General features: G+C 62.5%; 23 protein-coding genes and 3 tRNA genes. 20 read left to right on the top strand and 6 right to left on the bottom strand.

Features of this window, described 5'->3' with window-relative positions; genetic code table 11:
• Positions 1 to 10 precede the first annotated feature (10 nt).
• Positions 11 to 148 carry a hypothetical protein gene (locus tag BLW81_RS29155; protein WP_157897526.1) on the top strand — a complete coding sequence of 46 codons (138 nt, stop codon included), beginning with the start codon at positions 11 to 13 and terminating at the stop codon, positions 146 to 148.
• Positions 149 to 151: 3 nt separating this feature from the next.
• On the opposite strand, the gene BLW81_RS00580 is transcribed toward BLW81_RS29155, so the two are convergent.
• The 6 genes from BLW81_RS00580 to BLW81_RS00555 form a co-directional block, all read right to left on the bottom strand.
• Entirely contained in the window at positions 152 to 991 is an 840-nt protein-coding gene (locus BLW81_RS00580; protein ID WP_157897862.1) for a DUF8453 domain-containing protein, read from the bottom strand.
• A 138-nt stretch (positions 992 to 1129) separates the two neighbouring features.
• Positions 1130 to 2140, bottom strand: coding sequence for a phospholipase effector Tle1 domain-containing protein (locus BLW81_RS00575; protein WP_083405499.1), 1011 nt, complete (start codon positions 2138 to 2140; stop codon positions 1130 to 1132).
• 60 nt (positions 2141 to 2200) lie between these two features.
• The gene (locus tag BLW81_RS00570) at positions 2201 to 2893 is read right to left on the bottom strand and encodes a glycoside hydrolase family 25 domain-containing protein (RefSeq protein WP_083405498.1); all 693 of its coding nucleotides are present in this window, start codon (positions 2891 to 2893) and stop codon (positions 2201 to 2203) included.
• A gap of 21 nt (positions 2894 to 2914) precedes the next feature.
• Entirely contained in the window at positions 2915 to 3670 is a 756-nt protein-coding gene (locus BLW81_RS29560) for a DUF2510 domain-containing protein (protein WP_173839559.1), read from the bottom strand.
• A gap of 108 nt (positions 3671 to 3778) precedes the next feature.
• Complete coding sequence (locus BLW81_RS00560) at positions 3779 to 4492, bottom strand: MBL fold metallo-hydrolase (RefSeq protein ID WP_083405497.1); 714 nt, start codon at positions 4490 to 4492, stop codon at positions 3779 to 3781.
• 21 nt (positions 4493 to 4513) lie between these two features.
• Complete coding sequence (locus BLW81_RS00555) at positions 4514 to 5374, bottom strand: NYN domain-containing protein (RefSeq protein ID WP_083405496.1); 861 nt, start codon at positions 5372 to 5374, stop codon at positions 4514 to 4516.
• A gap of 133 nt (positions 5375 to 5507) precedes the next feature.
• On the opposite strand from BLW81_RS00555, the gene BLW81_RS00550 reads away from it, so the two are divergent.
• The 19 genes from BLW81_RS00550 (at position 5508) to BLW81_RS00460 (ending at position 21157) form a co-directional block, all read left to right on the top strand.
• A tRNA-Thr gene (locus BLW81_RS00550) sits at positions 5508 to 5580 on the top strand.
• Positions 5581 to 5613: 33 nt separating this feature from the next.
• Positions 5614 to 5687: transfer RNA gene (locus tag BLW81_RS00545), tRNA-Met, on the top strand.
• Positions 5688 to 5722: 35 nt separating this feature from the next.
• Positions 5723 to 5890, top strand: coding sequence for a 50S ribosomal protein L33 (gene rpmG / locus BLW81_RS00540; protein WP_059101288.1), 168 nt, complete (start codon positions 5723 to 5725; stop codon positions 5888 to 5890).
• Between the two features lie 53 nt (positions 5891 to 5943).
• Positions 5944 to 6420: a (3R)-hydroxyacyl-ACP dehydratase subunit HadA gene (hadA, locus tag BLW81_RS00535; protein ID WP_083405495.1), complete on the top strand. Its 477-nt coding sequence runs from the start codon at positions 5944 to 5946 to the stop codon at positions 6418 to 6420.
• A complete protein-coding gene (gene hadB / locus BLW81_RS00530; RefSeq protein WP_083405494.1) occupies positions 6407 to 6835 on the top strand; it encodes a (3R)-hydroxyacyl-ACP dehydratase subunit HadB in 429 nt (142 codons plus the stop codon). Before hadA ends, hadB begins: the two co-directional genes overlap by 14 nt.
• A gap of 3 nt (positions 6836 to 6838) precedes the next feature.
• Positions 6839 to 7405 (top strand): (3R)-hydroxyacyl-ACP dehydratase subunit HadC, encoded by a 567-nt coding sequence (gene hadC, locus BLW81_RS00525; RefSeq protein ID WP_083405493.1) that lies wholly within the window; start codon positions 6839 to 6841, stop codon positions 7403 to 7405.
• Positions 7406 to 7551: 146 nt separating this feature from the next.
• Positions 7552 to 7624: transfer RNA gene (locus BLW81_RS00520), tRNA-Trp, on the top strand.
• Between the two features lie 69 nt (positions 7625 to 7693).
• On the top strand, positions 7694 to 8122 hold the full coding sequence (gene secE / locus BLW81_RS00515) for a preprotein translocase subunit SecE (RefSeq protein WP_083405492.1): 429 nt from the start codon (positions 7694 to 7696) through the stop codon (positions 8120 to 8122).
• Positions 8123 to 8154: 32 nt separating this feature from the next.
• On the top strand, positions 8155 to 8982 hold the full coding sequence (nusG, locus tag BLW81_RS00510; protein WP_083405491.1) for a transcription termination/antitermination protein NusG: 828 nt from the start codon (positions 8155 to 8157) through the stop codon (positions 8980 to 8982).
• 51 nt (positions 8983 to 9033) lie between these two features.
• Positions 9034 to 9462 (top strand): 50S ribosomal protein L11, encoded by a 429-nt coding sequence (gene rplK / locus BLW81_RS00505; protein ID WP_083405490.1) that lies wholly within the window; start codon positions 9034 to 9036, stop codon positions 9460 to 9462.
• Between the two features lie 64 nt (positions 9463 to 9526).
• Positions 9527 to 10234 (top strand): 50S ribosomal protein L1, encoded by a 708-nt coding sequence (rplA, locus tag BLW81_RS00500; protein WP_083405489.1) that lies wholly within the window; start codon positions 9527 to 9529, stop codon positions 10232 to 10234.
• Positions 10235 to 10472: 238 nt separating this feature from the next.
• Positions 10473 to 10940, top strand: coding sequence for a hypothetical protein (locus BLW81_RS00495; protein ID WP_235632133.1), 468 nt, complete (start codon positions 10473 to 10475; stop codon positions 10938 to 10940).
• A 1028-nt stretch (positions 10941 to 11968) separates the two neighbouring features.
• A complete protein-coding gene (locus BLW81_RS00490; RefSeq protein ID WP_235632132.1) occupies positions 11969 to 13456 on the top strand; it encodes a sugar transferase in 1488 nt (495 codons plus the stop codon).
• Entirely contained in the window at positions 13393 to 14355 is a 963-nt protein-coding gene (locus BLW81_RS00485; protein WP_157897525.1) for a LicD family protein, read from the top strand. Before BLW81_RS00490 ends, BLW81_RS00485 begins: the two co-directional genes overlap by 64 nt.
• An 89-nt stretch (positions 14356 to 14444) precedes the next feature.
• Positions 14445 to 15155 carry a methyltransferase gene (locus tag BLW81_RS00480; protein ID WP_083405487.1) on the top strand — a complete coding sequence of 237 codons (711 nt, stop codon included), beginning with the start codon at positions 14445 to 14447 and terminating at the stop codon, positions 15153 to 15155.
• A 58-nt stretch (positions 15156 to 15213) separates the two neighbouring features.
• Positions 15214 to 17037: an aminotransferase class I/II-fold pyridoxal phosphate-dependent enzyme gene (locus tag BLW81_RS00475; RefSeq protein ID WP_083405486.1), complete on the top strand. Its 1824-nt coding sequence runs from the start codon at positions 15214 to 15216 to the stop codon at positions 17035 to 17037.
• Positions 17038 to 17592: 555 nt separating this feature from the next.
• Positions 17593 to 19137, top strand: coding sequence for a sugar transferase (locus tag BLW81_RS00470; RefSeq protein ID WP_235632131.1), 1545 nt, complete (start codon positions 17593 to 17595; stop codon positions 19135 to 19137).
• Positions 19134 to 20051: a LicD family protein gene (locus tag BLW81_RS00465; RefSeq protein WP_157897524.1), complete on the top strand. Its 918-nt coding sequence runs from the start codon at positions 19134 to 19136 to the stop codon at positions 20049 to 20051. The genes BLW81_RS00470 and BLW81_RS00465 overlap by 4 nt, the downstream gene beginning before the upstream one ends.
• Positions 20052 to 20110: 59 nt before the next feature.
• On the top strand, positions 20111 to 21157 hold the full coding sequence (locus tag BLW81_RS00460) for a glycosyltransferase (RefSeq protein WP_083405484.1): 1047 nt from the start codon (positions 20111 to 20113) through the stop codon (positions 21155 to 21157).
• Positions 21158 to 21170 lie beyond the last annotated feature (13 nt).

Below are 21170 nucleotides of genomic sequence, written 5' to 3'. Positions count from 1 at the left end.
GGGGGACATCATGCGTGCGAAGCGAAGCCGGTCCGCCGAGCACCTCGACAGCGACCGCGCAGCCGCCAGGCGGCGCAAGGCATCTCGCCGCAGCGGCATACCCAAGCTCGGGCTGTGGGAGGTCGGCGTCGGCGCCGTCTGGAAGTAGCCTCTAGTCGAGCCGGTGCCGTGCCGCGCGACCGTTGAGGATCTGGGTGTGCGCCTCTTCGAACTCGGCGTTGATGTCGATCTCGTCGATATGGGCGGGCCCAGTACCGTTGGTCGCCGCCGGGTGGTAGGAAACGCGTTGCGGCGCCTCGATATCGGTGCGGTAGCGCTCCCGTAGCTCGTCGGCGGCCGCGCGGACCTGGTTGATCTCCTTACGCAGCACCTCTTCGCGGCTCTCTTTGGCCGCGTAGTGGTAGTAGGTCAGCAGGTGGCGCAGCAGTTCGAGCTTCTGCTTTTCCTGACGCGCCATGTCGTGCGTCGTGAGCAGCTCGAGCCGCTCGACGGGATGCAGCGTTGACCAGTCCAGCACCGCGGTCGAGCGGTACTGGGTTCGGCCGCGGTTCTTCTTGTCGCCGCGCGGTTGGTCGTAGTAGCGCAGCTCGCCGTCGAACCGCGACGCGATGCTCTCGCCGAGCTCTTTGCGGTCCAGCGCGGAGTCCCAGACGATCCGCCACTCCTGGCTCGGCGCGAGGTAGGGGATCTCGGCGGGCAGATTCAGGTGGACGATGTCGACGTACCGGTCGTCGTAGACGTTCTCGTACTTGGCCACCGTCGGCGGGTTAGCGAAGTCGAACCGGATGTCGTAGGCCGGCGTGCGCCCGAAGTTCTTGACGACGAGTTCGATCAAGTGCCAGTCGTTGGCGGCCGGTTCCATGAACATCGCCACGTTGGGCTGCATCAGTTCGGCGCTCTGCCGCTTCGCCCGCTGGTATTGCCGCCACGCGTAGATCAGGGCGGCGATACCGACCACGACGGCGAGCCATGCGGCCATCGCCGTCCACATGCCGGCCGATAAGCCGAGCAGTTCTTGATCCGCGTCCACGCCCCGCTGTATATCACGCCGGAGCCGTTTGCACAGCCTTTGCTAATTGGCATCGGCGTAAATTTGCTGGGCAGTCCCGGATGAGTGATCAAGCAACGGTCACTGGCGAACTGAGATTCCTCGGGTGTTTACCAAGCTCAGCTCGCTGCTGTTGCTGACGGGTGCCGTGGCGGGGCCGCGGCGCGCGGCGCGTGCCGCCCATTCCAGATCGGACCACGTCACCTCGTCGGGCAGCCGCTTCCAGTACTGCGGATGCTCACGCAGATACATCTCGACGCTGCCGTGCACCGCCGCGGACTCGGGCAGCCGGCGCAGTGCGATGGTCGGCGGTGTCTCGGCCAGCGCGTCGAACTGCGCGGGGCCCAGGGCGGCTTGCCTGCGGGACGCGGGAATGCCGAGCCCGGCCGACACGGCACCATCGAGCATCCAGTCGAAGGTGATGTCGGCCAGCGATTCGCATGCGCCGCGCCCGCCGGCGACGTCGCAGTGCGCCCCGCGGAACCACACCTCGTCGATGCGGTCGGACGCCGACCCGATCAGCCGCACGCCGGGGCGTCCGTCGATCGCGACCGCGTGCCTGCCGATCTCGACGTTCGACAGCGGCTTGGGCATCGACCGGCGGGTGAAGCCGGGGATCGTCATCGAGTCCCACAGGCCCAGGAACCAGACCGGCACGCCCAGTCCGCGCTGTTCGATCAGTTGCGATGCGATGTCGCGGACCCGCTTCCAGTCCTGAATCGTGCGGGCGGTGCGCGGCAACGTGTAGGCGGCCAGCGCGTAGTCCATCAGGTCGGGCAGCACGCCGACGGTGTTGAGCAGCCGGGTCAGCGTCTGCGCGCAGTACGCCCCGCGGCCGACGCCGAACATGTAGATCCGGTCGCCGGGTTCCCACCAATCCACGAGGAACTGGTAGGCCTCGGCGATCGCGGCGCGGGCGTCGTCGGCGGCGGCTTCCCGCCAGCACAACCGGGGCACCCCGACGCCGGGGTGATACCAGGTGACCTGGTCAGCGCGGTCGTCGAGAAGGTGAAACAGCCGGTGCGCGTTGGTCGCGTCGCTCGGTTCCGGATAGCGACGGGCGCGGTCGAAGCACAGCACTAGCTTCTTCACGCGGTCCCCGTCCGTTTATTGACGCTGGCGTTACAGTTTGCCCAACGGGAACGATCTTGTCTACGAATTCCCCCCGTTGTTTCCCATTTTCGTGCGACGGGTTTTCGCCGTGGAGAGAACGGCATTTTCAACGGAGTTGCTAATTCCGCAGGTGTCTGCGAATTGCGCAGGGGTGTAGCCGTCGGCGGAGTTCGTGTCGCAATTGCCGAAGGGTGGTGCGCCCTCGGGGAGTCCGCCGCCGTATCCGGACCCGTCGGTGTACTGATGGGCGACCTTCCCCGGATACGGCGGGTTGTGTCCGTAGGCGGCGACCACGAGGCGGATGCCCGGCGGTTTGGTGGGCCACAGGTTGTTGAGGTCGCCGACATTGCCGTAGCCGATGACTTTCTTCGGGCTGCCGACGAACGCGCCGACGGCGTCGTGGGCGGCGTTGATGCCCGCGGACTGGTTTCCGCGGATCTGTCCGCCCCAGGATTCGACGTCGAGCATCACCGCCATCCTCGGATGCGGCGTACCGATCTGGCTTTTGAACACCTCGACGGTTTGCCGCCAATTGGGTCGCCACACGAAATACACGATGAAGAACGTCAGGCGGCCGCTGTCGACGTTGCGCACGCACCAGTCATAGTTGTTGCGCCAGCGACGATCTCGATACGTTCCGTCGTTGGACCGGATGCACAGCACCGGGTAGGGGTAACTGTCGTCGACGCCGACCTGCCACTCGGACACGTCGGCATAGAGCGTGTCGGGCACGCCTCCCAGTGTGTCGGAACGCTACGGCAGCGGGATCTGCACGCCCGGGCTCATCGGGTCGGCGTGCAGATCGATGAATTCGGGCGCGGTGCCGGGCGGGACGTCGAAGGCGACGCCGACCTGCGCCTCGGCGCCCGGCGGGATCTCGACGAAGCCGCCGTTGACGTAGAACGTCGCCTCGTCGTCGATGTTGTACTCGGTGCCGCCGGCGAACAGGGTCTGGAAGGTGCCGAGGAACTGCGCGGGCGCATCGCTGATGTTGACCACCGACAGGCGCACCACGACGTACTCGCCGACGGCGTCCTTCTCCACGGGCGCTTCGGTCGACGACACCGTCGTGCCGACCTCGACGTCGGCGACGCTGAACGCCAGCGGCCCGTCGACGGCCTCTCCGCCGGCGGCGGCCGCCTCGGTGGTGGTCGGGTCCGTCGGTGCCTCGGTCTCGACGCCCCAGCCGCCCGGCGGCAGCGCCGCGGGAGTCTCGATCTGGATGGAGGCGGGCTCGGAGGCGGTGTCGTCGTTGACGAAGACGCCGTAAGCGACGGCGGCAATCAGCACGGCCAGCATCGCCGCGCAGGCCGCCAGGTACCGGGTGAGCAGCCCGCGGTCGACCGACGCGGGCGCGATGTCGAAAGCCGGTGCGGCAGCGGCGGGTTCGTACGATTGGGTGTCTGCGGGGGAGCGGTGCTCGGTCCAGGCCGAGCCGTCCCAGTAGCGCTGGCCGCCTGCGCCCTCGGGATCGGGGTACCAGCCGGCAGGGGTGGGCGGTGTCGTCATCGCAAGCGGTCCTCCCCGTATGCGCCCAAGGCGCTGAGCAAACGGGAGAATATCGCAATACCGTCCGGTATGCGGACCTTTGTCCCAGGTGACGGGGCTCCGGCGAAGTCAGCCGCCCATCAGCATGCGCCACTGGTCGAGGTTGCTCGCCCGGTAGACGTAGTTGGTGGAGCGCACCTCCGACAGCGACGCGCTCGGCTCGGCGGAGTACCAGTGCCCGGGAAACACCGTCGGGTCGCCGGACAGCTTGGCCAGCGCCTGCAGGCTGCGGAACATGTCGTCGACGTTGCCGCCGGGGAAGTCGGTGCGCCCGCAGCCCTCCAGGAACAGGGTGTCGCCGGCGACGAGTCGCCCGTCGAGCAGGAAGCATTGGCTGCCCGGGGTGTGGCCGGGGGTGTGCAGCAGTTCGATGTCGATGTCGCCGACCGTGACGACGTCGCCGTGGGTGTGCTCGGTGAGCTCGCTGCGGGCGATGCCGGTGACCTTCGAAACCCAGTCGGCCTCAAGGGCGTTGACGTGGACGGGCACGCTGGTGCGCTCGAGCAGTTCGGCGAGCCCCTTGAGCTCGAAGCCCATCATGGACCCGCCGACGTGGTCGGGATGATGGTGAGTGACAAGCACTCCCGACAGCCGCATGCCGTCGGCCTCCAGTGCGTCGACGAGATCGCCTGCGGCGTAAGCCGGGTCGACGACGACGGTGTCACCGGTCTCGCGGTCGCCGATCAGGTAGGCGAAGTTGCGCATCTGCTGGGCGATCATGTCGCCGGCGGCGAAGTCGCGGCCGGACAACAGCTGGCGGAAGTAGAGGCGGTCGGTGGCCATGGTCGTCAGCGTATAGACGGCTCAGTCGTCGCTACGCAACCGGACCATCCGGATGGTGCTGCTCTCGTCGAGTTCCACCAGATCGGTGCGCGAGCGCAGGAAGTCGCTGAACGACTTGAAGCCCAGCGACTTCTCCGAGAACGACGGATCCATCCGCTTCATCTGCGCCTTGACCGCCGAGTTGTGCAGCCAGTCGGAGTCGTCCTTGCCGTGGGCGATCGACAGCGCCCGCTGCAGCAGCGCCGTCGCGGCGGCCTGCGGGTCGGGCTGCTCGGGTTCGGCTTCGGCGTCGGCCTTGGTGCGGCGCTTCTTCGGCGCCTCGGCGGCGACCTCGGGCACGCCGGGCAGCGCGTCGTAGGAGACGTACTCGTCGCAGGCGGCGGTCAGCGACTTGCTGATCGACCCGGTGATGCCGATGCCGACGACGTAGCGGCCGAGCCGCTTGCAGCGCTGCGCGAGCGGGATGTAGTCGGAGTCGCCGGCGACGATCACGACGTGGGTGAGGTCGGGCAGGCGGAACATGTCCTCGACCGCGTCGACGGCCAGCCGGATGTCGGCGCCGTTCTTGCTGTAGGCGGCGGCCGGGAAGAGCTGCACCAGGTCGACGGCCCGGCCGACCAGCTGGTCGCGGTAGTCGGCGTTCACGTCGGTGGACCAGTCGGCGTAGGCCTTGGTCAGCACCAGCGTGCCGAACGACGAGGCGAAGTCGATGATCGCGCCGACGTCGACCACCGCCTGGGTCAGCCGGCCCGGGTGCTTGTGGAAGCCCGCGGTCTTGTCGCGCTGAAACGAGTTGCGACCGTGCACCTGGTCGTAGCGCGAGATCACGATGTTGTCGAAATCGAGGTACACCGCCACGCGCGTCGGGTTGGGTTCGGTCACTGGTCCGTCCTATCACCTGTGGTTGCACCCTGGACTACAGTCGAGGAAGTGACCTGCGGTTTGGCGCGGCAAACCGCGAGACTGTACCCTCTTTAAGGCTCGCGCCTCAGTGCGCGGGACTCGAAGTAGGCAGGCCCCCTTAGCTCAGTCGGCAGAGCGTTTCCATGGTAAGGAAAAGGTCAACGGTTCGATTCCGTTAGGGGGCTCGGTGAGCGGGCGGACATCCGCCCGGATCCCGGGGCGGTGTAGCTCAGCTGGTTAGAGCGCACGACTCATAATCGTGAGGTCGGGGGATCGAGCCCCCCCACCGCTACAGGCAATTGAACGCGTAGACGAAGGACGACAACCGTGGCCTCCAGTACCGACGTACGGCCCAAGATCACCTTGGCGTGCGAGGTGTGCAAGCACCGCAACTACATCACCAAGAAGAACCGCCGCAACGATCCCGACCGCCTCGAGATCAAGAAGTTCTGCCCGAACTGCGGCAAGCACCAGCCCCACAAGGAATCGCGCTAAGACGCGCCCGGCCCGTGGGCACCGCCCGGGCCGACTAGGTAGGTTCACTAACTGTGTCGTTGTCCGAGCGAATCGTCGGGGTCGAGTTCCGCTACCCCGACTACTTTGTCGTGGGCCGCGAGAAGATCCGCGAGTACGCCACCGCGGTCAAGAACGACGACCGCGCCTTCTTCGACGAGGACGTCGCGGCCGAACTCGGTCACAGGGGGCTGCCCGCGCCGCTGACGTTCACCAGCGTCCTGGGATACAAGGCGCAGACGGCGTTCTTCGCGCACGCCGGTGTCGGTATCACCGACATGCAGATCGTCCAGGTCGACCAGGTGTTCAAGTACGCGCAGCCGATCTTCGCCGGCGACCGGTTGTACTGCGACGTGTCGGTGGATTCGGTGCGCCAGGCGCACGGCACCGACATCGTCGTGCTCAAGACCATCGTCACCAATGAGGCCGGTGACGTCCTGCAGGAGACATACACGACCCTGGCGGGTCGGACGGGTGACGGAGAAGAGGGTTTTTCAGATGCCACTGCGTGAGTTCGATTCGGTGAAGGTGGGTGACACACTTCCCGAGAAGGTCATCCCGCTGACGCGCCAGGACCTGGTCAACTACGCCGGCGTGTCCGGTGACCTCAACCCGATCCACTGGGACGACGAGATCGCCAAGCAGGTCGGTCTGGACACCGCGATTGCGCACGGCATGCTGACCATGGGTCTGGGTGGCGGCTATGTGACGTCGTGGGTCGGCGATCCCGCCGCGGTCACCGAGTTCAACGTGCGCTTCACCGCGGTGGTGCCGGTGCCCAACGACGGCGTGGGCGCCGAGATCGTGTTCAACGGTCGGGTGAAATCGGTTGAGCCGGAGACGAAGTCGGTCACCATCGCGCTGTCGGCCACGACCGGGGGGAAGAAGATCTTCGGCCGTGCCGTCGCGGTTGCGAAGCTGGCGTAGCTCATGGCGCTGAAAATCGACATCCAGGGCATGGTCTGGGAGTACCCCGAGCCGTACGTCGTGGGTCACGAGCAGATCCGTCAGTACGCGAACGCCGTCAAGGCCGACGACCCGACCAGCCACAGCCTGGAGGCCGCGAAGGCCGCGGGCCACGACGCGCTCATCGCGCCGCCGACGTTCATGTCGATCTTCGCGGTGATGATTCAGCGCCACTTCTTCCAGCACAACGACATCGGCTTCGAGACGATGCAGATCGTGCAGGTGGATCAGAAATTCAAGTTCCACCGGCCGATCAAGGCCGGCGATGCGCTGACCGGCGTCATGCACATCGAGAGCGTCGACGAGCGGTTCGGCGCCGACATCGTCACCACCCGCAACGTGCTGACCGACCAGCACGGTGAGGTCGTGATGGAGTCGTTCACCACGCTGATGGGTCACGAGGGCGACAACTCGATCTCGGCGGGGTGGGACCCGAAGACCGGGCAGGTCACCCGCAAGCCCGTCGTGCACGACCCGGTGAACGACGCCGTGGAGGCCGCCGCCGTCGAAACGGGCCAGGCGGCGGATTAGTAAGTCCGACGGCAGGCACGCTACACTCGGACCTCGGGGTTTTCCCAGTACAGCGCGCTTCCGTCGGTGTGAAGATCGACCGATCGGGGAGCGCGCAAATTGTGTGAGCCCCGAACCGGGTGGTGTGGTGCCCAGCGCCACCCCGAAGGGGCGTAGCTCAACTGGCAGAGCAGCGGTCTCCAAAACCGCAGGTTGCAGGTTCAAGTCCTGTCGCCCCTGCTCAACTGAATACTCGACAAGTGTGGACACTGGAAGGTGACCCCACAAAGACCAGACGAAAGGCATGCGGTGAGCGACGAGCGCGATGGTGCCGGCTCCGCAGGCACGAGCGGGCCCGAGGACACCGGCAGCGGCGCGGTGGTGACCCGGCCGAACCGGCCGTCGGGCAAGCGGTCCCGGCGGGCGCCGGTCGGCGAGGACGCCGGCTCCGCGATCGACCTGGACACCGGCACGGAGGCGTCGCCCACCAAGAACGGCTCGGGCAGCGCGAAGAAGACCGCCAAGAAGCGCGGCGACGGCCCGTCCCGCAACCCGTTCCTGTTCGTCTGGAACTTCCTGAAGCAGGTCGTCGCCGAGCTGCGCAAGGTGATCTGGCCGAACCGCAAGCAGATGGTCAGCTACACCATCGTGGTGTTGGCCTTCCTGGCGTTCATGGTCGCCCTGATCGGCGGCGTGGACTACGGCCTGGCCAAGCTCGTGATGCTGGTGTTCGGGTAACGAGCGACGCGAAGTATTGAGAGGACTGACAAGTGACTAGCTTCGAGGGCGATACGCCTTCGGCCGACAGTGTCGATCTGGTCGACGAGACGACCACCGACCCCGCGACCGAAGATGCCGACGTCGCCGGCGACGCCGTCAGCGACGAGGCGGCCACCGCCGCCGACGCTGCCGGTGAGGCTGAGGTGTCCGAGGCGAGCTCCGATTCCGAGGCGCCCGCTGCGGACGAAGAGGAAGACCCGGCCGTCGCGCTGAAGAAGGAACTGCGGCTCAAGCCCGGCGACTGGTACGTGATCCACTCGTACGCCGGCTACGAGAACAAGGTGAAGGCCAACCTCGAGACCCGCGTGCAGAACCTCGACGTCGGCGACTACATCTTCCAGGTCGAGGTGCCGACCGAAGAGGTCACCGAGATCAAGAACGGCCAGCGCAAGCAGGTCAACCGCAAGGTGCTGCCGGGCTACATCCTGGTCCGCATGGAACTCAACGACGAGTCGTGGGGCGCGGTGCGCAACACGCCCGGCGTGACCGGATTCGTCGGCGCGACGTCGCGACCCTCGCCGCTGTCACTGGACGACGTGGTCAAGTTCCTGCTGCCGCCGGCCGCGGCCAAGAAGCCGGGCAAGGCCGCCGCGTCCACCGCGGGCGCCGCGTCCACCGACGCGACGCTGGAACGGCCCGAGATCCTGGTCGACTTCGAGGTCGGCGAATCGGTCACCGTGATGGACGGCCCGTTCGCGACGCTGCCGGCGTCGATCAGCGAGGTCAACGCCGAACAGCAGAAGCTCAAGGTGCTGGTGTCCATCTTCGGCCGCGAGACACCTGTCGAGCTGACCTTCAACCAGGTCGCCAAGATCTAATCAGCGGACGCGTGGGCGTCCCCGGAGATAAGTAAAGGAAACACCACACCCATGGCCCCGAAGAAGAAAGTCGTCGGGCTGATCAAGCTGCAGATCCAGGCCGGGCAGGCCAACCCCGCCCCGCCGGTGGGTCCGGCGCTCGGCCAGCACGGCGTCAACATCATGGAGTTCTGCAAGGCGTACAACGCCGCGACCGAGTCGCAGCGCGGCAACGTCATCCCCGTGGAGATCACCGTCTACGAGGACCGCAGCTTCACCTTCGCGCTGAAGACCCCGCCCGCGGCCAAGCTGCTGCTCAAGGCTGCCGGGGTGCCGAAGGGTTCCGGTGAGCCGCACAAGACCAAGGTCGCCAAGGTGACCTGGGATCAGGTGCGCGAGATCGCCGAGACCAAGAAAGAGGACCTGAACGCCAACGACATCGATCAGGCCGCCAAGATCATCGCCGGCACCGCCCGGTCGATGGGGATCACGGTCGAATAGGCCGTCCCTGTGGGAGAGCTGGCATCGGCTCGCAACCACAACTTCTGAACCAGAGGAGATTTCAATGAGCAAGACGAGCAAGGCATACCGCGAAGCCGCCGAGAAGGTGGACCGCACCCGGCTGTACACGCCGCTGGAGGCGGCGAAGTTGGCCAAGGAGACGTCGTCGAAGAAGCAGGACGCGACCGTGGAGGTGGCGATCCGGCTGGGCGTGGATCCGCGTAAGGCCGATCAGATGGTGCGTGGCACCGTGAACCTGCCGAACGGCACCGGTAAGACCGCCCGCGTTGTGGTGTTCGCGGTCGGTGACAAGGCCGAGGCCGCTGAGGCTGCCGGCGCGGACGCGGTGGGCAGCGATGATCTGATCGAGCGGATCCAGGGTGGCTGGACCGACTTCGACGCCGCGATCGCGACGCCCGATCAGATGGCCAAGGTGGGCCGGATCGCCCGCGTGCTGGGCCCGCGTGGTCTGATGCCGAACCCGAAGACGGGCACGGTGACCCCGGATGTGGCCAAGGCCGTCGCCGACATCAAGGGCGGCAAGATCAACTTCCGCGTCGACAAGCAGGCCAACCTGCACTTCGTGATCGGCAAGGCCTCGTTCGACGAGAAGAAGCTGGCCGAGAACTACGGTGCGGCGCTCGACGAGATCCTGCGGGCCAAGCCGTCGTCGTCGAAGGGCCGTTATCTGAAGAAGATCGTGGTCTCGACGACCACCGGCCCGGGCATCCCGGTCGACCCGTCGGTGACTCGCAACTTCACCGAGGGGTAGAGAACCTTCTCGAACACGACGCCCCCGCCTGAAATAGGCGGGGGCGTCGGTGTTTTAGGGGAAGATCGGATGCGAAACGACGTCGTCCTCGTCGCGCAGCAAAGGTCGATGCGCTACATTGTTTCGTCATAGGGAGGGCATCATTCCGCAGGGGTTGCCTGCGATTTATCTGAGGGGATCCATCATGGGCGGAATCTGTCGGTTGCGGGCGTACCGAGCGAGAGAAAGCAGGTTGGGAGTGGTCGGCGTCAAGATCATGGTCGTTGTCTCCGCGATCGCAGTTATGGTCGCGGCCTTCAGCTCCGGTCTTGCCACTGCCGCCGATCCGTTGATTGGCAAGACCTACTCAGATGCCGCTTCGTGGATCTCTGCCCGCAACGGCACGCCGGTGGTATCCACGGTGTACGGTAGCCAGCTCGCACTGAATGACTGCGTAGTCACGTCCTGGAGCAGGGGCGGGTTCCTCAACTCTCGCGGAAAGGACGACCGGAGAAACGAGTACTACGTTCACTTGAATTGCAATAACTCCGTCGCGTCTGCTGGCCATCCAGGTAATTCCGCGGTGACGCCCGAGGGGGTGAAAGCTCGCGAAGACCAGAAGACAGCAGCACGGATTGCGGAGAATCCGTCTTGGTGTGAGCGGAGCGACCAGAACCTTTCTTATTGTCAGCGGATTTGCAAGCGCACCGGCCTCTGCGAGGTATGAGGTCAAGCTCGACGCTCGAGGCGACGCGGGGTTGACAAAGGTAGTCAACAAACAATCGGGTAGCGATTCAGGATTAACGGCTTCGGGACCTTGGCCCGACTCCAGGGCGACGAGCGCAACGCCGATCAATGGCCAAGGTGGGGCTGGTCGCGCGGATGTTGGGTTCGTGTGGTTTGAGCCGAACGCGAAACAGGCACATCGCCACTGCGGGGACTTCCCTCCTCAGCGGGGCCAGCGGAGGCTGTCGCGGGACGGTAGTTGTTTGCCGAACGGTAGTTACGACAGGTTGCCGACGGGATGCCGGGCCTCAAACGCCCCGGAACCCGCCTACACGGAAGAGCAGCACCGCGCCATTCGATGAGGCACGGCGGGCAGGACGCAGCGAACTTCGACGGGAGTCCGCGAGCCAACGTCAGCGTCCCGGAGATGTCATCTCAGCGAGTCTTGGTGGGGAAGGCTGCTTGCCCAAGTATGGGTGCGATGCAGAGCGTCGCCGCCGGTGGTCGCGTGCCCCGTTTGAGAACGACTCGACAACACCGGAAAAGCACGACTACGTCAATTCTGGCAAAGGTCGCACAATGTGCTGACGGACTGCCGATGAATTCAACCGCAACTATCACAGCAGGCAGCCGACGCTGATGAGTGAAATGTAGGGAAACCCCTGATTCCTAACGCGAGAACAGCTAATACGATACGGTTTGCTTGAGATGCGGGGGCTAGTTGGCTGTAGGGCTATCTAAGCCTGGGGAAATTGCTCCGGGGGGCTAGACCGGCGGAACCCACATCTCAGCGGAAGTTGTCAAAAAATCGGCAACCCCGGGGGTGGAGATGCGCGTACATACATCAACGCGGCGGTTAGGGCCCGCTCGCAGACCGCAGGGATGCGAGTCGTCGGTCGCGGACAAGCGCGAACCATGGCCGAGGGGCCCACGACAGCTGGAGTCGCACAGGCCATTTGATCTAGTCGCTCTCAAGAAGCAAAAGCCTTGCGCATCCAAGTCCGCAGCGCGAGGCCGGAGTGACCTCCGATGACCGCGCATGTCGAGATCGATGCCCTACCAATTGCTCCTGTGGCTACGGCGCCTCCGTCGGCCGACGTGCTGCGAATCGACCGGAAGCTGACGTTTCAGCGGCCCGAGGGTGGTGTGGGCGCGACGAGTTGTCCGCCGCTGCTCGGAGAGGCGACGCGTTCAGCGCACCTCCGCGCATGGATGCTGGTGCTGCCTCTCGATTTCGTGCTGATGTTGGCACCCCTGGTGTGGCGGCCTCATCAGGCCGTTCCGGTGTTCGCAACTGCGCTATTAGCAGTCCTTCTTTTGTCGGGAGGCGTCCGCTATCAAGCGCGGTTGCACCTTAGTCTTCTGGATGAGCTGCCAACAATAGCCGGTCGATTGCTGACCGCAGTGGCATCAGTCGCATCAGTCAGCCTTCTGCTCCACACCCAGTACCCAGTTGTCACCTTCTTGGAGACGGCATGCCAGTCAGTCCTGCTGGTGGTTGCGGGAAGGTTGGTCACTACACGCTTGATCGGCGTCGCGCGCCGGCGGGGATTCGCTGAGCACCGTACGGTTCTCATCGGCGGCGGCCCGTTGGCTGCCGAGCTAGCCAGAATCCTTCACGAGTATCCGGTTTACGGATTGAACGTCGTCGGCTTCGTAGACGATGGCGCGCGATTCCCGGCGGAGGGGTACGTGGGGCGCCTGGGTCGGTTGGAAGACCTCGAGGCTGTGGTCATCGCTACCCGCGCCGAGACGATTCTCGTGGCCGATGGGTGCTTCGACGAGCGCGCGCTGATCGATGTAGTTCGCTCTGCAGGGTGTCGAGACACGGAGATGCTGGTGGTTCCGCGCTTGCATCACTTCCATACGCTCACCGGCGTCGCTGACCACATCGGTTCGATCCCGATCATGCGAATCGGGAACCCGAACCTTCACGGTCCTGCACGACTCATCAAGCGGGGCTTCGACATCGCGGTCGCCGCGACAGCCCTGATCGTGCTCTCACCGCTGCTCGGGTTGGTCGCTTTGGCGGTCCGGTTGGAGGGCGGGCCAGGCGTGATTTTTCGACAAGTCCGCGTGGGTCTAGACGGCAGGCATTTCGAGGTACTCAAGTTTCGTTCGATGCGGCCGGCCACCGAGCGCGAGTCCGAAACGCTGTGGTGTGTAGCCACCGACGACCGCGTCGGACCCGTGGGACGTTTCCTCCGGTGCACATCGATGGACGAACTGCCGCAGCTTTGGAACATCTTACGAGGCGAGATGACGCTCGTCGGGCCGCGACCCGAGCGTCCGCATTTTGTGGAGCAGTTCTCGTTGCAGTTTGACCGTTACGCCCACCGCCATCGGGTTCAGGTCGGGCTGACCGGCTTCGCTCAGGTCAGCGGATTGCGTGGCGATACCTCAATCGCGGACCGGGCGAGATACGACAACTTCTATATCGAAAATTGGTCGTTGTGGCTGGACATCAAAATAATCCTCAGGACATTCCGCGAAGTTCTATTTTACCGGGGCCGCTGAAAATGTTCGTCAAAATCTTGGATGACGGCCGGGACCCCGCGACTTCTTCCAACCCTGAGGGCAGCGAGAAGCATCTCCCAAGCGACAACCTCGCCAGCGGCATGTGGGCTCTTCACAGAATGCTCATGCACATGCTCTTATCGCTTGATCAGGTGAGCCGCGAGAACGGACTTCGATACTTCTTGACATATGGCACATTGATCGGTGCGGTAAGGGAGCGAAGCCTCATCGATTGGGATGTAGATGTTGACGTTTTTGTACCGGTCGACGACTACGCCGCCCTTTGCGATGCACTTCAGAAGCAACTTCCAGATGATCTATCCTTATACAGCCCGCACTCAGGGCACGGCTACGAGAATACTTTTGCTCGCATAGGCTTTCGCGAAGTCGATCATAAAATGCTCCGGATCGATCTCTATCCGCTTGGTCGGGGTCCGGAGAGTTTGGCTGCGCAATTTCTTTATTCCAGCCTGACCAAAACTCTGAACCTTGCTTACATGCTTAAGCTCGTTCCCCTGCAGCAAAAGATTCACTACGGCTTCCGTAAGCGGGTGGTTGCGCGCATCGCGAAGGTGCTTCTCGCGCCGATACCCGCGAAGCTGATGTTGTCTGCAATAGAGTACATCCGGAATAGGGAATACGCTGGTAATACGCTCGCCGACAGTTGTGGGTGGTTCGGGCGTCGCCAGTTTTTCGACGAGGAATGGTTCAGGTCTTCGACGATGGTCGGGATGGGGTCAGGAAAGTTTCCCGCCCCAGAGGGCTTCGACCATTTCCTGCGGCTCACATACGGCGACTATATGACTCCGCCCCCTGCCGACCAGCAGGAAGACGAGTTTAGGATCGCCGACCAGTACTACCTTAAGCCCTTGCGTCAAATCGGCATATTGGACGCTTAGTGCGCGATCAAAAGTCAACCCGCTCGCATGGTTCGTGGCCCGATACAAGGCGCGTTGAGTGGGCGGCACAAAGACAGGAAGGGTCAAATATGACTTCTGCCGATGGCTGGCAAGCCGTTTGGGAACGAAAGGGCAGCCAAGTGCGGGCCGGCTCAGCTGACCTAGGCCAGCTCCTCCGCGCCAACGGCTACGACACAGGGCACGGCAATCTGACTGTCGATGCATGGAAATCGTACGTGGCTCGGGTAGGCGAGCAGCTAGGAGCCTGCCCGGGAGACAGTGTGTACGAGGTGGGCTGCGGCGCCGGAGCATTCCTGATTCCTCTGCAAGAGAGCGGATTGATCGTCGCGGGGTCGGATTATTCTTCGACGCTCGTCGAGGCGGCGTCGAAGGCGCTGCCCGCAGGCACTTTCGAGTGCTGCGAGGCAAACGAAGTGTCGGCAGAGCCGCAATACGACCATGTAGTAGCGAGTGGGGTATTCATGTACTTCAATTCGCTGGACTACGCAGGAGATGTAATCCAGATCATCTGTGCGAAGTCGCGGCGCGGAGTGGCAATCATGGACATACCGGATATCGCGGTAAGAGAGCAGACGATCGCGCTGCGATATCAGACGGCGGGAAGCCAAGAAGAGTATGAACGGCGGTACAAAAACCTTGATCACCAATACTATCAGCGGGATTGGTTCGCGCAGGCACTGAAATCGGCGGGCGCGAAAAGCGTCCTAGTCTGCGATCAGGATATCGAAGGCTACGGAAACGCCGCCGGCCGATTCAACGTGTTCGCGAGTGTGTCGTGATCAGGCCATTATTCTTCGTTTTGGTCGGCGGGGGTCACGAGAACGATGGGAAACTCTGATGCAGGGCCTTATTTTGGCCGCCGGAATGGGGCGTCGCCTTGGTGAACTGACTCGTGACCAGCCCAAAGCCATGGTGGAGGTCGCCGGTCGAGCCCTGATTGAGAGGGCCCTCGATTCACTTGCTGCCCTGGGCGTCAGTCGCATAGTTTTAGTGGTCGGCTTCAAGGCCGAGAAGCTGATGACTTTGATCGGGGACTCCTATCAAGGTGTACCTGTGATTTACGTGATGAATCCGGAGTTCGCGACAACAAACAACATCTATTCTTTGTACCGCGCTCGCCATGAGTTTTCGGCCGATGATTCGCTACTTCTCGAAGCCGACGTTATATTCGATCACTCGATTCTCGCAAGATTGGCCGAAGACACACGACCGAACGTCGTCGCGGTGGCGCAGTACCACGCGGGACTCGACGGGACCGTAGTCACGGTGAACGAGTCCGGGACCGTCGAGTCTTTCATCCCAAAGAATCTCCAGGATCACGGTCGATCAGACTATTTTAAAACGATAAATATCTATAAATTCTCCAAGCAATATATCACCTCGACGTATATGCCATTTCTAAATGCGTACGTCGAAGCCATCGGCAAAAATGCATACTATGAAGAGGTTCTCTCCATCCTTACTGGTCCGGCTCTGCCGAAGCTGAGCGCTATGATCGTTTCGGACCACCGGTGGTACGAAATTGACAATGCCCACGATCTCTTAAACGCCAGCACTGTCTTTGCCCCCTCCAATGAGGTCTTTAACGCGTACCTGACGCGTTACGGAGGTCTCTGGCGGTTCCCGCATGTGCGGGATTTTGCGCTTCTTGTAAACCCATATTTCCCAACCGAACCCTTGAAGCTCGAGTTGAGTGCGAAATTCGCCTCGGTAGCATCCATGTATCCGTCCTCCCATTCGGTACTCGGCCATCTTGCAGCGGAGGTCTTCGGCGTTGCGCCCGAGGAAGTTGTCCTCGGCAACGGCGCATCAGAACTCATCGCCGCTGTCGCTGAGGCGGTTGGTGACAGAATCATCGGCGTACCCGTGCCGTGTTTCGAGGAGTATCGTTCGCGGTTCCGATCAGATCGAGTGATCGAGATATATTCCGCCTCGACGGAACTGACCCCCTCGGTTGAGGTGTTAATCGAAGCCCTTCCAACGCTCGACGTGCTCGTGCTAGTCAATCCCCACAATCCGACTGGTGCAGTGCTGTCGAACCCACAGTTAGAAGAGGTGTGCGCCGCGGCGGCGAGGCTGGACAAGTTGGTCCTTCTAGACGAATCCTTTGTAGATTTCGCTGATCAAGATTGTTGTAGCTCTTGGCTCGATTCCCGCAGGCTGCAGGACAACCCCCATGTCGTAGTTCTGAAGAGCCTAGGCAAAACCCATGGCCTTCCAGGCCTGAGACTCGGCGTCCTTGCCACGGCGAATGAGGTGCTTCTGGCGGCCATCCGCGAACGGCTTCCGATCTGGAATATCAGTTCGCCGGCTGAGTCTTTGTTAGAACTTCTTCCGCGTTATCGCGACGATTATGTGCAATCGCTAGCGAGGGTGCGAACTGAGCGCAGCCGTTTCATTGCGAATCTCCGTGAGATCGAGGGGATTGAGTGTTTCTCCAGTCAGGCAAACTTTGTTCTTTGCCGACTGAGGCACCGAGGGGTGGTGCAGCAGCTGGCGCGTCGAATCCTGGAAGAGGGTGGGTTGCTGATCAAGCCGTTGATCGGCAAAACCGGGCTCGAGCGCGACGATTACATTCGCCTAGCTGTGCTAGATGGAGATGCGAACGACCTCCTCGTGAAGCTGATAGCTTCTGTGCTGCAGTCTCTGGAAGCTGCTTAGCTGCGCATATGCACTGGCTCCGTAGTAGTTACGTCGTGTCGGCCGCAGTGAAGGGTGTGACGGACCGCCGGCGGCCGGGCGTTACGACGGTGACTTGCCCCTCGGGCGGCGCGCTCTGTCCGTTAAGCGAAATAAGCCAGCGTTTCCTCGGGTGGCCCGGTGGTGAGGGGCCGTTCGCGGGTCGAGCGCCGTGTCCGAGGTTGGTTAACGAACGGGTTGCTGAGTTAACTCCTTGAAAACATAGGGAATCCCCGTATTCCCTTCCATCCCGTGCGTTAATATGCTGTTCATCGTAGGGAGGGAAGAGTCGCGGACGTAGTCGTCACATTTTGGGGCTACTGCGTGAGCCGCTGGTAGGTGCCCGCGACGTCTTACATGTGCGAGCAAAGTCGCCTTTTGGCGGCTACAGGGGGTAATGGTGTTTGTATTTGGTTGCGCGCATATCTGCGTCAACAAGATCGGTAGCGGGAGGAAACGAGCAGATACCGCCGCTTGCGGTCGGCCCGCAACGGAGCTCTTCCTGGAAGCGATCATGGCTGCCCCGGGCGGTGAATCGTGACCGAAGTCGTCGATCCTGCTGCTTCGGCTATTCGATGGGGAGCCGCTGTCCAGCAACCCGGCGTTGAACCGCACATCGTGTCTCGCGCGCTCACCGAGAATCTGGCCGATCGCGAGACGTTCGGTCTTCGTGACGCTGTCGAAAGTGCCAGTGAGGCTCGTGAGAAGTACCTCCACGGAAGAGACCTGGCGCCGTCCCCTCGCGAGAAAAAGCTACTCAGTGGCATACGAGCGTGGATGGTGGTCCCGGCTGTAGATTTCGCCCTCATCCTTTTACCTATGGCGTGGCGCCCACATCAGTTTTATGCCGCAGTGGCCATGGCTGTACTGGCGACCTTGTTGCTCAGCGACGGCGGCAAGTACGTTGCGCGACTTCACCTGAGCGTTCTCGACGAGCTGCCTACGCTCGTTACTCGGCTGCTTACGGCCGCCGCCGCGGTCTCTGCAGTGATACTGCACCTGCACGAGAAATCACAGGTTTGGGTCTTCCTCGAAACGGCGTTCCAAGCATCCGTTCTGGTGATCCTTGGTCGCCTATTGACGACTCGCCTCATCGCGCTCGGACGCAGCCGGGGGATCTCGCGGCATCGCACCGTCCTGATAGGAGGAGGTGCTGTCGCGGCTGAGCTCGCGAGGATTCTCTCAGACCACCAAGAGTACGGCCTTGTCATCGAAGGATTTGTCGATGACGCGAACCACTCGCCGGCAGAAGAGTTCGTGCCTCGGTTAGGACGTCTCGCAGATCTCGAGATCGCGGTATTGACGAGCGGTTCGGACACGCTGCTTGTTGCGGATGGTCAGTTCGACGAGCGTGTACTGATCGACGTAGTGCGTACGAAGGCGTGTCATAGCGCCGAACTACTCGTCGTTCCCAGACTTCACTACTTCCATACGCAGACGGGCGCCGCGGACCACATTGGATCTATCCCTGTGTCGCGCGTACGGAATCCGAACCTTCACGGTCCGTCGAGGATAGTTAAACGTGCGTTCGACGTCGTAGTCGCGTCTGCTGCCCTCGTCATGTTGCTACCTCTCCTTTTGGCCACAGCGCTAGCCGTTCGGATCGAGGGAGGACCGGGGATAATCTTCCGTCAGATCCGGGTTGGACGTGACGGCAAGCATTTCGAAGTCTTGAAATTCCGGACGATGCGGCCGGCCAGTGAGTCGGAGTCCCAGACGCTATGGTGCGTGGCGACTGACCGTCGAGTTGGCCCTATCGGGCGGTTCCTCCGTTGTACGTCGCTAGACGAGCTACCGCAACTATGGAACATCCTCCGAGGCGACATGACTTTAGTCGGGCCTCGTCCAGAGCGGCCGCACTTCGTCGAACAATTTTCGCTTCAGTTCGACAGGTATGCCCACCGCCACCGGGTGCAGGTTGGCCTTACCGGGTTCGCGCAAGTCAGTGGGCTCCGTGGAGACACATCGATTGCCGATCGAGCTCGTTACGACAATTTCTATATCGAGAACTGGTCGCTCTGGCTCGACATCAAGATCATCTTGAGGACCTTCCGAGAAGTGGTGCTTTCCCGCGGTCGGTGAGTTCGTTCGTGATAGGTAAACACGGTGCGCGAGTAGTCGAGGAACTGAATTTGAACAGCTCATACGAAGAAGTTGACAGTCTTTCCGATGTCAATCGTTCACCGACAAAGGGAATGATTTCCGTACACCGCATGCTCATTGACATGCTCACGGAGTTGAATCGGGTGGCCTGTGACAACGGGTTGCCGTACTTCTTGGCGTACGGCACTTTGCTTGGCGCAGTGCGCGATCAACGACTCATAGCGTGGGATACCGACGTTGACGTCCTCGTACCAGTGGATAGGTACGACGCGCTCTGTCGGGTGCTGGAGGCAGAGCTTCCCCCCGAGATGTGCCTGCTGAGTCCCTTATCGACTCCCGGATACGAGCAGACGTTCTCGCGCGTCGCATATCGAGGTATCGATCATAAGATCTTGCGCATCGACCTCTACCCGCTGGGCCGGGGGCCCGAGAGCCGAGTTGGTCGCTTCAGCTATGCGGTTTTCGTCAAGGCGGTGAACCTCGCTCACATGCTCAAGCTGGTCGCGATCGAGGAAAAACTCCATTACGACCTGCGGAAGCGCATCATCACGCGTCTCGCCAAGATCCCGCTTGCGTTTGTACCGTCGCGAGTGCTGCTCTGGGGGATGAATCGCGTGCGGAGGGCGCGGTTTCGGGGTGGAACCGTCGCCGATAGCTGCGGTCGGTTCGGAGCCCGACAATTCTTCGAGGCGGCCTGGTTCAACAGCGCTACGGAGGTGGAGTTGGATGGCCGGTTATTCAAGGCGCCGCGCGATAAGGAGCGCTACCTCGAACGAGTCTACGGTGATTTCATGACACCGGTCTCCGCCGAGCAACAGGCAAGGGAGCTCGACATCGCGGAGCTGTACTACGTCAGGCCGCTGCAGGACCTCGGCGTCATTGCGGCTGATTAGAGGGGCCGCTGCTGAAGATTCTCCACATCTCCCAACCCACCTCGGCTGGAACGGCAGTTGTGGTACGTGAGCTCGTTCGGGTAGGGGTCGCCGATGGCCACCGTGTGTCCGTTGCGTGTCCGAGTTCCGGGCCACTACGGGAATGGATCTTGGCTGAGGGTGCTGATTGGGTTCCACTGGAGATGCGCAGATCTCCGCATCTCAGTGATATCCGGGCAATAGCTCGGATGCGTAATTTGTTGGCGGAATACGAAGTGGTGCATGCGCATTCAAGTAAGGCGGGTGCGACGGCACGCATAGCCGCAAGGATGTCCGACCGAGATGCCCAAAGGAAACTGATTTTCGTACCGCATGGTTGGTCTTGGTGTGTAGGAGGGCCACTGGCCGTTGCTTACCGCGCCTTTGAACGCCGAATGGCGCACTCCTGCGCGTATATCGTCGCGGTTTCCGCGCGCGAGCTGGAAGTCGGCCGGCGCGTCCTTGGAGAAGATGCGCCGTTGATCGTCATCGAGAACGCTGTGGACACGGAGCATTGGAGTCCGCGAGGGCCGGGCGCGGCACGCCCTGTTGAGCCCCTCGTAATATGCGTCGGTCGGCTCACAGAGCAGAAGGGGCAGGATCGACTGATCAAGGCTCTGTCGCACGGCGAGCTCTGGCATGTGCGTTTACGCCTGATCGGCGACGGCGAGAAACGTTCGTACCTGGAAGAACTCGCGGCTCGGACAGGTGTCGCAAAGCAAGTCGAATTTCTCGGTGAATGCGATCCCGCTCCCCACTACCGAGCGGCCGACGTGGCTGTCATCCCGAGTCGCTGGGAAGGTCTGTCGCTGGTGCTCCTAGAAGCCATGGCTTGCGGCTGCGCGATTATTGCCACCAAAGACGGTTCGAGCGAAATGCTCTCGCCGGCGGGTCTCGAAGTGGGGGGAGACACGGACGCGGATGTGGTATCCGAGCTAGCCGCGTCTCTGAGGAAGCTTCTTCAAGACGAGCCGCTACGCACCGAGCTAGGGCAAGCTGCACGACAGGTAGCTGAGCGGTGCTACGACAAAGCCGGTTGGACCGCCAAGTATCGAGAGTTATGGGACAGAGTGGGATATCTCCGGTAGTACGCGGAAGCAC

This window comes from Mycolicibacterium rutilum, from assembly GCF_900108565.1.
Lineage (GTDB): Bacteria > Actinomycetota > Actinomycetes > Mycobacteriales > Mycobacteriaceae > Mycobacterium > Mycobacterium rutilum.
Note: the sequence above shows the minus strand (reverse complement) of the source record. Positions and strands in the feature narration are given on the sequence as shown.

Excerpts from the sequence above, each read along its gene's own strand:
- BLW81_RS29155 (WP_157897526.1), top strand. The coding sequence starts at position 11 with ATGCGTGCGAAGCGAAGCCGGTCCGCCGAGCACCTCGACAGCGACCGC.
- BLW81_RS00580 (WP_157897862.1), bottom strand. The coding sequence starts at position 991 with ATGTGGACGGCGATGGCCGCATGGCTCGCCGTCGTGGTCGGTATCGCC.
- BLW81_RS29560 (WP_173839559.1), bottom strand. The coding sequence starts at position 3,670 with ATGACGACACCGCCCACCCCTGCCGGCTGGTACCCCGATCCCGAGGGC.
- BLW81_RS00560 (WP_083405497.1), bottom strand. The coding sequence starts at position 4,492 with ATGGCCACCGACCGCCTCTACTTCCGCCAGCTGTTGTCCGGCCGCGAC.
- hadB (WP_083405494.1), top strand. The coding sequence starts at position 6,407 with ATGCCACTGCGTGAGTTCGATTCGGTGAAGGTGGGTGACACACTTCCC.
- hadC (WP_083405493.1), top strand. The coding sequence starts at position 6,839 with ATGGCGCTGAAAATCGACATCCAGGGCATGGTCTGGGAGTACCCCGAG.
- rplK (WP_083405490.1), top strand. The coding sequence starts at position 9,034 with ATGGCCCCGAAGAAGAAAGTCGTCGGGCTGATCAAGCTGCAGATCCAG.
- rplA (WP_083405489.1), top strand. The coding sequence starts at position 9,527 with ATGAGCAAGACGAGCAAGGCATACCGCGAAGCCGCCGAGAAGGTGGAC.
- BLW81_RS00490 (WP_235632132.1), top strand. The coding sequence starts at position 11,969 with ATGACCGCGCATGTCGAGATCGATGCCCTACCAATTGCTCCTGTGGCT.
- BLW81_RS00480 (WP_083405487.1), top strand. The coding sequence starts at position 14,445 with ATGACTTCTGCCGATGGCTGGCAAGCCGTTTGGGAACGAAAGGGCAGC.
- BLW81_RS00475 (WP_083405486.1), top strand. The coding sequence starts at position 15,214 with ATGCAGGGCCTTATTTTGGCCGCCGGAATGGGGCGTCGCCTTGGTGAA.